The organism is Frankia sp. AgB32 (assembly GCF_023243045.1).
Classification (GTDB): domain Bacteria; phylum Actinomycetota; class Actinomycetes; order Frankiales; family Frankiaceae; genus Frankia.
The window spans coordinates 39,773-50,218 of record NZ_JALKFX010000049.1; the positions used below are offsets into that span (position 1 = coordinate 39,773).

At 71.5% G+C, this 10,446-nt stretch carries 11 protein-coding genes; 5 read left to right on the forward strand and 6 right to left on the reverse strand.

Features of this window, described 5'->3' with window-relative positions:
* Positions 1 to 45 precede the first annotated feature (45 nt).
* On the forward strand, positions 46 to 2,883 hold the full coding sequence (locus tag MXD60_RS16390; protein ID WP_248820096.1) for a helix-turn-helix transcriptional regulator: 2,838 nt from the start codon (positions 46 to 48) through the stop codon (positions 2,881 to 2,883).
* Positions 2,884 to 3,361: 478 nt separating this feature from the next.
* Here MXD60_RS16390 and MXD60_RS16395 read toward each other — a convergent pair whose 3' ends face one another.
* The 3 genes from MXD60_RS16395 to MXD60_RS29945 form a co-directional block, all read right to left on the reverse strand.
* The gene (locus tag MXD60_RS16395) at positions 3,362 to 3,664 is read right to left on the reverse strand and encodes an alpha/beta hydrolase domain-containing protein (RefSeq protein WP_308222510.1); all 303 of its coding nucleotides are present in this window, start codon (positions 3,662 to 3,664) and stop codon (positions 3,362 to 3,364) included.
* 277 nt (positions 3,665 to 3,941) lie between these two features.
* Positions 3,942 to 4,037 carry an ATP-binding cassette domain-containing protein gene (locus tag MXD60_RS16400; protein WP_248820122.1) on the reverse strand — a complete coding sequence of 32 codons (96 nt, stop codon included), beginning with the start codon at positions 4,035 to 4,037 and terminating at the stop codon, positions 3,942 to 3,944.
* A 117-nt stretch (positions 4,038 to 4,154) separates the two neighbouring features.
* Positions 4,155 to 4,229: an ABC transporter ATP-binding protein C-terminal domain-containing protein gene (locus tag MXD60_RS29945; RefSeq protein ID WP_368861238.1), complete on the reverse strand. Its 75-nt coding sequence runs from the start codon at positions 4,227 to 4,229 to the stop codon at positions 4,155 to 4,157.
* A gap of 1,048 nt (positions 4,230 to 5,277) precedes the next feature.
* Here MXD60_RS29945 and MXD60_RS16405 point away from each other — a divergent pair.
* Together MXD60_RS16405 and MXD60_RS16410 are read left to right on the forward strand one after the other, a co-directional pair.
* Positions 5,278 to 6,330 (forward strand): TetR/AcrR family transcriptional regulator C-terminal domain-containing protein, encoded by a 1,053-nt coding sequence (locus MXD60_RS16405; RefSeq protein ID WP_248820099.1) that lies wholly within the window; start codon positions 5,278 to 5,280, stop codon positions 6,328 to 6,330.
* 244 nt (positions 6,331 to 6,574) lie between these two features.
* Complete coding sequence (locus MXD60_RS16410) at positions 6,575 to 7,768, forward strand: cytochrome P450 (RefSeq protein WP_248820101.1); 1,194 nt, start codon at positions 6,575 to 6,577, stop codon at positions 7,766 to 7,768.
* Between the two features lie 81 nt (positions 7,769 to 7,849).
* On the opposite strand, the gene MXD60_RS16415 is transcribed toward MXD60_RS16410, so the two are convergent.
* Positions 7,850 to 8,152 carry an IolE/MocC family protein gene (locus tag MXD60_RS16415; RefSeq protein WP_248820102.1) on the reverse strand — a complete coding sequence of 101 codons (303 nt, stop codon included), beginning with the start codon at positions 8,150 to 8,152 and terminating at the stop codon, positions 7,850 to 7,852.
* Positions 8,153 to 8,168: 16 nt separating this feature from the next.
* On the opposite strand from MXD60_RS16415, the gene MXD60_RS16420 reads away from it, so the two are divergent.
* Positions 8,169 to 8,459, forward strand: a complete 291-nt coding sequence (locus tag MXD60_RS16420; protein WP_248820108.1) for a hypothetical protein — start codon at positions 8,169 to 8,171, stop codon at positions 8,457 to 8,459.
* On the opposite strand, the gene MXD60_RS16425 is transcribed toward MXD60_RS16420, so the two are convergent.
* Entirely contained in the window at positions 8,441 to 8,587 is a 147-nt protein-coding gene (locus tag MXD60_RS16425; RefSeq protein ID WP_248820110.1) for a hypothetical protein, read from the reverse strand. The two genes, MXD60_RS16420 and MXD60_RS16425, sit on opposite strands and share 19 nt — an antisense overlap.
* 42 nt (positions 8,588 to 8,629) lie before the next feature.
* On the reverse strand, positions 8,630 to 9,127 hold the full coding sequence (locus MXD60_RS16430; protein WP_308222509.1) for a substrate-binding domain-containing protein: 498 nt from the start codon (positions 9,125 to 9,127) through the stop codon (positions 8,630 to 8,632).
* A 354-nt stretch (positions 9,128 to 9,481) separates the two neighbouring features.
* On the opposite strand from MXD60_RS16430, the gene MXD60_RS16435 reads away from it, so the two are divergent.
* Positions 9,482 to 10,393 carry a glycoside hydrolase family 3 protein gene (locus tag MXD60_RS16435; RefSeq protein ID WP_248820114.1) on the forward strand — a complete coding sequence of 304 codons (912 nt, stop codon included), beginning with the start codon at positions 9,482 to 9,484 and terminating at the stop codon, positions 10,391 to 10,393.
* Positions 10,394 to 10,446 lie beyond the last annotated feature (53 nt).

Consider the following 10,446-nt stretch of genomic DNA (forward strand, 5'->3'; position numbering starts at 1 on the left):
ACTCGTTCCGGCGGCCTTTTAGACACTCCCGAGGAGCCCCCTCCTATGAACCTGTTGGAGCGTGACACTGAAATCGCCATATTCGATGACATTCTCGACAGCTGCTTCGGGAGTTCCCCGGTCGGACGGGTTGCGGTCATCTCCGGGCCGCCAGGAATCGGTAAAAGCGCACTCCTGCACACCCTCACCCGCCGAGCGGTCGTGACCGGCGGGATCGTGGTCGGCGCCGCAGCGGTCGCGGGTCAAGGACCCGTGCCAGCGCTGGGGATGATGCATCAACTGCTGCACGCGGTGGCCGCGGACTCCCAACACCGCCGCGACGTGCTGGCTGCCCTCGACTCCTACACAGCCGCCGCCACGGCGGCGGACCCGTCCGAGGCCGCCTACACCCGGCTGCTACACAGCATCGACGCGCTGCTGCGCGATCTGTCGGCCCGCAGCCCGATCATGATGTTCATCGACGACGCACCCGAAGCTGATCCCGCGTCCCTGCGCTGCCTGGCCTACGTCATGCGGCGCGTCATGTTCGTCCGCTCGCTGGTGGTGATGACCGCCCGCCTCGGAGGCCCCGTCGGCGATCCGGCCGCCATCCGCAACGTCCTGCTACAGCCCAATGTCACCTGGCTGCGGCTACGCCCGCTGTCCCGCGCGGGCGTCGCACTGCTGGCCACGGACCAGATCGGGCCCGCCGCCGAACCGCTCGCAACGGCCCTGCACACCGCGACTGGTGGCAGCCCACTGCTGGTCCAGGCGCTCGTGGACGACCAGCCATCGGCTTGTGGCGCCATCGCCCGGCTGGGGGACGTGCCAGCATCCGGGGCAGCCTTCGAGGCCGCGGTGCTGACGTGCATGCACCGCCTCGACCCGGCGATCGCCGACGTCGCCCGCGCGGTCGCGGTGCTGGACGGCCCTGTCTCGCCCATCGCATCTGCCCGGCTGCTCGACGTCACCGTGGACCAGGCAGACGGTGCGGCGCAGGTACTCGCGCAGACCGGACTCGTCGAGGCCGGCCGGTTCCGCCACCCGGCCGCCGCCCGAATCGTTCACCGGGACCTCCCCCCTCAGCGGCGGGCAGGCCTACACCGGCGGGCCGCCCAACTGCACTATGTCGAGGGTGCCCGGGCCATCCATGTGGCCGGCCATCTCGTCGCTGCCGGTCATCCAGCGGAGGCCTGGGCGATCCCGGTCCTGCGCGCGGCCGCGGTCGAGGCACAGAGCGACCAGCCGGGCCGCGCAGTCACCTTCCTCAAGCTGGCTGCGGGAGCATGCCCGGACGGCTGGGAACGTGCGGCGGTCCTGGCCCGGGCGGCGACCATCGACTGGTCGATCAACCCGTCGGCGATCTTCCACTACCTGCCTGACCTGATCGCGGCGGTCGGTGAGGGCCGTCTCGACGCCGCCCACGGACTCGGCGTCGTCTCGGCACTGGCCTGGCACGGCCAGACCGCCCAGGCCTCCGCCGTACTCAGCCGGCTCGGCCGGTCCAGCACCCGACAGGGTGACAGGGCGGTAGCCGCCTACCGGACCGGTCGGCTGCTCCTGCTGTGTGTGTACCCCGGTCTGACCTCGGACGGCGGCAGCGACTCACTGCCGGGCGCGCTCGCCGCGATGGGTTCCACCGCGATGGGTCCACCGGGCGCCCACGCCACCCGCGCCCTGGCCACCCTGCTTACCGGAGGGGAGGGATGCCTGACCGTCGAGGAAGCCTCTCAACTACTCCGAACCACCGGGCCCGGGGATGGCGACCCGACCGGCGGCCCGGAGACCATCGCGGCGGTGTTGGTGGGGCTGCTGTATACAGAGCGTCTCGAAGCGGCCGGCGGATGGGCCGACCTGCTCGACCGCCAGGCGCTCGGCCGGCGCTCGCCGACCTGGCGGGCCGTCATCGCCAGCCTGAAGGCCGAGATCGCGCTGCGTGGCGGGGAGCTGCCCGCCGCGGACCGGCTCGCCCGCTCAGCGCTCGCCGACATCCCCGGGCCAGGTTGGGGGGTCGTGCTCGGCGCTCCGATGGCGTGCCGGCTACTCGCCGCGGCCGAGATGGGCCGTCTCGGCGAGGCGGCCGAACAGGCCAGCGCGCCGGTTCCCGACGCGCTGTTCCAGTCCCTGTTCGGTCTGTACTACCTGCGCGCCCGCGGCCGGTTCCACCTCGCCGCCGGGCGACCACATGACGCCCTCGCCGACTTCCATCGCTGCGGGGACCAGATGGCGCGCTGGGGCGTCGACACCTCCGCCCTGATCCCCTGGCGCGTCGACGTCGGGGAGGCCCATCTGCGCCTGGGCCATGTCGATCGGTGCCGCGCCGTGGCCGAGGAGCAGCTCGCCCGGGAGTCGGACGGTCAGTCACGGCCGGCCGGGAACGCGCTGCGGCTACTCGCCGCGACGAACGGGCCCGCCGAGCGGGTCGCACTGCTGTTGCGCGCAGTGGACATCCTGCGCTCGACCGGCGCTCGGGTGGACCTCGCCCGTGCCCTTTCCGCCCTCGGTGGCGCCTACCGGGACGGCGGCGAGCCGGCCCAGGCCCGCATGGCAATCCGCGCCGCCCGGCTGCTCGCCAACCAGTGCGGGGCCCAGGTGATCGCCGGGCCGGCGACCACGCCGCGCGGCGGCATGAGGCCGGAGACCGACGCGGCGCGGGCCGCTGACGACGGCCAACAAGTCCGCCGCCCGCCGCGGCACCGTGCCGCGACGCCGCACGTGCTGACGCAACTGACCGAGGCGGAACGGCGAGTCGCGACGTTGGCTGCCCTCGGTCATACGAACGGTGAGATTGCCGAAGCGCTATACATCACGATCAGCACCGTCGAGCAGCACCTGACCAAGGTCTACCGCAAACTCAACGTCCGATCCCGAGCGGACCTGCCGGTCGTGCCGGCGCGCGGATGAACGTCCCACGACAGTTAGAACAACGCCGGAAGGCTCCGCGGAACCGTCCGCACGCACCACTCGGATCTGCAGCGCCAGGACCCACCTCCGGCGTGGATCCGCCAGTGCAGATTCATCGCCGCACGCCGCACCTACATGCGCGACAACGAATACCGGATTCACCGTCGCCCGACGGGTTTACCAGCGACGACAGCATTCTCTGGATTCCGTCGCCTGCGGCGGGCCGACGGATCAGGAGGGTCATTCCGACCCTAACAGGATTCGGATGTTCCGGTGCTCTGAGTAAACATGCACTACACAAACGGAACGACATCGCGCACGGCAGGCCGGAATATATGCCGGACGCCCGGTCGCCGACATCACGTGCCATCCCCAGTTCAAGGGAACAGGAACCAGCGATATCCAGGGTCGCGCTCTGGTTCCTCGGACAGGATAGGACTACCTCGTTATGGGAACGTGCAGCGCAGGGACGGCGTCGCTACGCGCCGGGCCAGGCCGCGTCGGCGACGGCGACGGCGACGGCGACGGCGACGGCGACGATCTCCGCGAGGTCCTCGGCGAGCAGATACCCGGCGCGGACAGCGGCCCCGGCGGCGACGGTGAACCGGTCAAGGTAGTCGGCGCGCCCCGCCGGATACCGCTCGGCCAACTCGGCTGCGGTGAACCGCCGGGTGCTGCCGAACAGGTAGCCGAACGGGTAGGCGTCCATACCGTCGCGCTGGCCGGACAGTGCGGCGACCGGCACATCCACCCACGGGGTACGCAGCCCCCCGAGGGCGATGCCGGGCTCCGTCGCGTCGCCAGTCTCCTACGGGGTGATCAGTGAACCTCCGGTGAAGTGCTTCGTCGCCGCGTCCACGCCTCGAGGTCGGCGGCGATCTCCGGTCGCGGCGCGCGGCGGCGCCGACGAGCAGGTTCTCCCGCACGGTCAGGTTCGGGAACGTGCCACGGCCCTGCGGGACGTGCGCGACGCCGGCCCGCAGCACCGACTCGGGCGAGCGGCGCCCGATCGACACCCCGCCGAACAGCACCCGCCCGCGGGCCGGGCGCAGCAGGCCCTACGCGGCGCGCAGCGTGGTGGTCTTCCCGGCGCCGTTGGCACCGAGCAGCGCGACGCACTCCCCCGCCCCGACGGTGAGCGAGACGCCGTGCAGGACCCGGCATCTGCCCGTAGCCGGCGTGGACGTCGAGCAGCTCGGGTAAGGCGGGCTCCCCCGTCGCGGGCGCGGCGGTGGACCGCGCCCGTGCCGCCAGCCGGACGACTGGGCCGTTCACACCGGCCCCAGGCACGCGCTGATGACGGCCGGGTCGGCGGCAACCGCCGGCGGCGTGCCCGCGGCGATCACCTCACCGAAGCTCAGGGCGACAACCTAGTCGCACAGGGTCACGGCCAGGCAGGGCGAGGCGCGGATGCTGACAGCCCTGGGCGTCGATGGTGAACAGGACGTCGTAGAGGGCGTTCATCAGGGTCGAGCCCTGTGTCGAGCTGTTGATGACCGGCGCCGGGTCGGTCGTCGGCGCGTCGGTGGAGACGAGGAGCGTGGCAGATCCGCCGCGCGCGGCCGGACCGGCCGGCGCTCCACCCTAACCGCCACTCCCCGAGGTGCCACAGGCGGTGAGGAACAGGCAGGCGCTGACGCCCACGTGCAGTACGGTGCGGAACCTTCTCACGGATGAACTCCGGTTTCTCTGCGGAGGCAGGCCGGAGCTCCCGGCAACGTCTGGGCGCACTGGTCCCGCGTTTCTGGAAATGCCGGAGAAGCCGCCCTGGACGCGGGTGACAATCATCCTTTTGGCATAGCCGAACGGCCACCACATGCACCCCGGAGAGGCGCGGTCGACCGAGGTGAAGCCCGTTAGCGCGGATCTTGGCCGGGTGCCGGAACTCTAGCAAAGAAACTTCGTAATGTCTATCACGCCCGCCGCCGGAACCGTCTGATCAGTGTCCGAACGTGTACGCACCAAGTACGGACGGCCATCCTGCCTGGCAGCGCCGCGCGCGACAGGAATGCCCACCCACCACAAAGGTGGGGTCCGGCCCATCGTCCGAGGACCACGGCGACTACGCCGCGACACCGCAGCCACACGCGAATCGAAACCACTCGGACGCATACTCTGTTCGGGGTTCAGATCGGATCAGCGGCCCGCCGCGACCCGCACCCCACCTGCGCAGCCCGTCCTCCCGACACCTCGCCCCACGAACTCGAAATTCACTATTATGTCCACTCGACGAACGCAATGGCGCCGACGGATGACCACCCGTCAGTGCATCGCTACTTCTATCCACCTAACGCAGCGGTAAGGTCGGGCCGAGCGGGGGGAGGCGGCTGGTACGGCTGAGCCCGGTCAACTCGGGCCCAGCCACATCGGCGCAGCGAGAAGGAGGGCCCAGTCGTGCCGGAAGGTAAGCCACGTCGACGCCCCGGGCCGGCACCGAAGGTTTCCCGGGCGGCGATCGCCGAGGCAGGCACGGCAATTGGCTTCGATGACGTCACGGTCAAGAAGGTCGCCGAATATCTGGGCGTCAGTGTCGCCGGTCTGTACCACCATGTACGCGGTCGCGACGATCTGCTGCGCATAGGTGGCGAACTCCTGCTGCGCCGCGGCGAGATGCCCCACGCGGCCGACCGTGACTGGCACGAATGGCTGCACGAGGCGGCCTGGTATCTGCGGGCGAGGCTCGCGGAGCATCCCGAGCTCATCGTCCAGTACGTCAACGGCGCCATGCCGTGGCGGGCGGGCCTGCGGCACCTGGAGGCCGCGCTCGACGTGCTGGTCCAGGCCGGGTTCAGCCCCGCCGAGGCGCTCGCCGCCTTCCACGCGATCGCCCGGCTGGCGTTCGGCGCCGCCGCAGACCATCACCGCGACCAGACCCTCGCCCGCCAGGGCGCCCCGTCGATCGTGCAGATCGACGAGGTCTTCGCCGCCGACCCGGACGGCCTGCGCCGCAGCCGCGAGCTGATCGCCCTGCTGCGCATCGACCCGGGCGACCTGTTCGACCAGCAGGTCGCCCTCCTGCTCGAAGGCATCGCCGCGGGCCGCACCCGCACCGCCGACCTCGGAGGCATCCGCCCAGTCGACGCGACACGGGAAGGGCGCCAGCAGGCGGTGCGCCTGCACCGGCGGCCCCGCCGCGCCCAGTGCCGAACCGGCCGGCACCCGCGACGCCGAGGCACCGGCGTCGAGTGGACCCGCCGCGCAGCGCGGCCGGTCGAGAACGCCGCGGCGGCGGACGCCGTCCTGACGCCGGCGCTGCTGCGCCGCCTCGCCGAGGCCGCCCCGCGGCATGCCCGGGCCGGTGATCGTCGGTCCTGCGCCGCCCGCGGCGAGGCCCGGACCGCAGCCCTGCCGACGACGACGGCCCTGCCGGCAGGTTCGGCTCAACCCCAGAAAATCTTGCACTCGGGAACACCGCCCTTCTACCATCCAGCAGTGTTCTGCATATAGCGCGTTCCAGCACGATGTGCCGCGAGAGGGCGCTCCGCTCACGAAGCACGCAGGTGTGCACACCAGCACCGGTGCCCGCTCAACCACGCCCCGGAGGCGTACCGCGTCCCCGCGGGCCGCCAGGCGGGTGGGATCAAGGTGGTGCTCGTCCCGTGACGTCAGGGTTGCCAGGCCGACGGTCCGCCAGCGTCGCCACCGCCATTCCAGCCGATCCGCGAACCGTCACCCTGACCTGCGAGGAATGATGACCGCCGACATCTACTACGATCCCTATGACACGGACATCGACACTGCGCCGCACGAGGTTTGGCGGCGCATGCGCGACGAGGCTCCGGTGTACCGCAACGACCGCTACGACTTCTACGCACTGTCCCGCCACGCCGACGTCGACGCCGCCTCGCGCAACACGAAGGCCTACAGCTCAGCGCACGGCACGACCTTGGAGCTGCTGAACAGCGGTGCCGATGTGTCGACCGGAATGATGATTTTCATGGATCCGCCGGAGCACGGCCGGCTGCGCGCGCTGGTCTCCCGGGCGTTCACGCCGCGGCGCATCGCGCTGCTGCACGAGCAGATCCGCCAGCGGTGCCGCGACCTGCTCGACCCGTACGTCGGCTCCGGCGGCTTCGACTACGTCACCGACTTCGGCGCCGAGCTGCCGTCGCGGGTGATCTCCGCGCTGCTCGGTGTCCCCGCCAGCGACCAGCCGCACATCCTGGAAGTCATCAACACGACCTTCCACCTCGAGCCCGGCCTCGGCATGACCAACGACATCGCCATCAACGCGATGTTCGAGCTGCACTCCTACCTCACCGCGCAGCTCGCCGAGCGTCGCGAGAATCCGCGCGATGATATGCTCACCGACCTCGTCCACGCCGAGATCAACGAGGCCGACGGCAGCAAGCGCAATCTCACCGACGAGGAGTCGGCGAACTTCGGCCTGCTGCTCGTCGCCGCCGGCACCGAGACCGTCGCGCGCCTGCTCGGCTGGGCGTCGGTGCTGCTGGCCGACTTCCCTGACCAGCGGCAGATTCTCGCCGACGACCCGAGCGCGATCCCCAACGGGGTCGAGGAGCTGCTCCGCTTCGAGGCCCCCTCGCCCGCCCAGGGCCGGTGGACCACCCGCGAGCTGACCCTGCACGGCGTGACCATCCCCGCGGACAGCAAGGTCCTGCTGCTCACAGGTTCCGCCGGTCGCGACGAGCGGGCCTTCGCCAACCCCGACGTCCTCGACGTCCACCGGCGCCTGGAGTCGCACGTCTCCTTCGGCCTCGGCGCCCACTACTGCCTCGGCGCCCCGCTCGCCCGCCTCGAAGGCCGCATCGCGCTCGAGGAGACCCTGAGCCGGTTCCCGACCTGGGAAGTCGACCACGACAAGGCCGAGCGCCTGCACACCAGCACCGTGCGCGGCTACAAGAAGGTCCCGATCATCCTCTGATCGGCCCGGGCCCGGCGGCGGACCACTCCTGACGCGGACGCCGCCGGAGCCGTCCACCCTCCGGTGCGCCGTTCGCGGCCGTCAGTCCACGCTGACGCCGACGGTCGCGAACAGCCACCGCGCACCCTGGACGCAGCGACGCGCACGGTCCTCGGTGGGTTCACCGGCGTCGGCACGCGTGCGCATCGGAACCTCCAGTCCGACGGGGACGTCCGCGGGCAGCGCGGCGATGATCTCCCGCAGTGGCAGCTCCCCGTCGCCAGGCGCCATCCGGTCGGAGGATTCGTCGCGGTAGACGGCCCCGCGCTGGTGGATCGTGTTGTCGCTGAGCTGGACGTGCGCGAGGAGCCGCCGGGTCGACCGCCGCGAGGTCCGCGGCGCCACCCCCGGAGCGCACGAGGTGCATCGTGTCCAGGAGCAGGCGGAAGTCCGCGCGGCCCACGTGGCGCACCGCGGCGAGCGCGCCGGCGAGATCGCGGGTCGTCAGCGACGGCGCGAACTCCACCGTCGACTCCAGCCCCCGCGCCGCGGCCAGCTCGGCGAACAGCGCGAACTCGTCGAGGCTGCGGACGACATCGGGATCCATGCTCACGATGTCGACCCGGGTGACGCCGAGCTCGGCCACCGTGTCCAGATCGGCGGCGCCGTCGCGGATGTCGCTGCCCGGATGGATCAGGCGGCGGCCAGCTGATCAAGCGCTTCGGCCGGGTCGCCGACCGGGTCGGCACCGCCCTGCTGCTCCGCTCCTCCGACGCCGCCTTCGTCACCGGCCAGACCGTCACCGTCGACGGCGGCTACGTCCGACCCCGCGCCCGCCATCACTTTCTGATCATCGTCCGTGGGAAGGTTCGCGGTTGACGCCTAGGTGGTCTCGCGGTGGACGAGGACCGGTTCGCCGGCGGCCGGCCAGGCGGGCGGCGGACTGCCTCGGAGGCGGTGCAGGACGTACTCGGCGAGCCAGCGGCCCAGCAGGGCGGTGTCGAGGCGCACCGTCGTGAGGGCGGGGACGAACAGGCTCGCCAGGGGCGCGTCGTCGTTGCCGACCACGGCGAGATCCGCCGGGACCCGCAGGCCCGCCCGGATCGCGGTACCGACCACGGCGGCCGCGGCGTCGTCGTTGTAGGCGACCACGCCGGTGATCCCGTCCGCGAGCCAGGCGCGGACGACCGCGGGCGCGTCGCTGGCACGGTGGTCCAGGTAGCACAGCTCGGGCGGGGGTAGGTCGAGCGCGCGGGCCCGCGTGCAGGTGGGCGACCTGCAGATCTGGGCCGGCGCTGATCGACAGCGAGTCGTCGGGGATCGACGGACGGTTGGGGGCCGGATCGGGGTCGGGAAGGATGTCCCGCACACCGCAGGCACGCATCGAGGCGACGTCGGCGGGGCTGAACGGGCCGGCGCCGATCACCAGCTCGGGTGCCAGCAGCTCCCACAGCGCCGGGCCGGCGTGATCGCGTCGACCGGTGTGCGAGATCAGCAGGTAGCCGGCGTCACCGAGCACGCGGGCGGCCTCGTCCAGGTAGTCCTGGAAGCGGAACTCCACCGGCAGGTCCGGCAGCATCTGGAGGATGATGCCGCTGCGCCCGCTGACCAGTGCCCGCGCCGCGACGGTCACCAGAACCTTCTAGTTGGTAGCCCGGTCCAGACATCGCCGTCAGGGAGTTTGCCGATGAGCCAGCCAGCCCGGCGGAGCGGGCGACCGAACTGCTGCAGAGGATGACCGTCGAGGAGAAGGCGCAGCAGGTCACCGGCGCCATGCCGACGCGGCTGTTCGGCCGGCACGGTCTGGACGAGGAGCAGGCCCGGGCGGCCATCGGGCTGGGGATCGGCCACGTCGGGCCGCTGGGCATGTTCGGCCACAAGTCGCCCGCGCAGATCGCCAACGCCGTCAACCAGGTCCAGCGCTTCCTCGTCACCGGGACCCGGCTCGGCATTCCGGCGCTCTTCCACACCGAGGCGCTCAACGGCGTGGTCGCGCCGGGGCTGACGGCCTTCCCGACCGCGATCGGCCTGGCCGCGACCTGGAACCCGGCCGCGGTCGAGGCCATGGGCGATGTGCTGCGCCGCCAGACGCGGGCCATCGGCCACCTGTGCGTGCTCTCGCCGGTGATGGACGTCGCCCGCGACGCCCGCTGGGGCCGCGTCCACGAGACCTACGGCGAGGAGCCGTATCTCGTCTCGGCGATGAGCGTCGCGTTCACCCGCGGGATCCAGGGCGACGACCCGCGCACCGGCGTGCTCGCCACCGGCAAGCACTTCCTCGCCTACGGCCTGACCGAGTCCGGCCAGAACATGGCCCGCACCAACGTCGGCGCCCGCGAGCTGTACGAGGTGTACGCGCGGCCGTTCGAGGCCGCCATCAAGCTCGCCGGTCTCGCCGGGATCATGAACTCCTACAGCACCGTCGACGGCGTCCCGGTCGGGGCGAGCCGGGAGATCCTCACGACGCTGCTGCGCGAGCGGCTCGGCTTCACCGGCACCGTCGTCTCCGACTACGAGGCCGTCGGCCACCTGCACCGGCGCCTCGACGTGGCCCGCGACGCCGAGGACGCCGGGCGCATCGCGCTGGCCGCCGGCCTCGACATGGAGCTGCCGATCCCCGAGGGGTTGTCAACTGCCGCAGCTTGAGTATGCGATATAATGCGTAAGTGAACTTGAAGCAGTGGGCTGAGCGTGAGGGC

What these genes read in the sequence shown, in the direction of transcription:
- MXD60_RS16425 (WP_248820110.1), bottom strand. Translation starts at nt 8,587, where the DNA reads ATGGCGGGCGCGGGGTCGGACGTAGCCGCCGTCGACGGTGACGGTCTG.
- MXD60_RS16390 (WP_248820096.1), top strand. Translation starts at nt 46, where the DNA reads ATGAACCTGTTGGAGCGTGACACTGAAATCGCCATATTCGATGACATT.
- MXD60_RS16410 (WP_248820101.1), top strand. Translation starts at nt 6,575, where the DNA reads ATGACCGCCGACATCTACTACGATCCCTATGACACGGACATCGACACT.
- MXD60_RS16435 (WP_248820114.1), top strand. Translation starts at nt 9,482, where the DNA reads ATGACCGTCGAGGAGAAGGCGCAGCAGGTCACCGGCGCCATGCCGACG.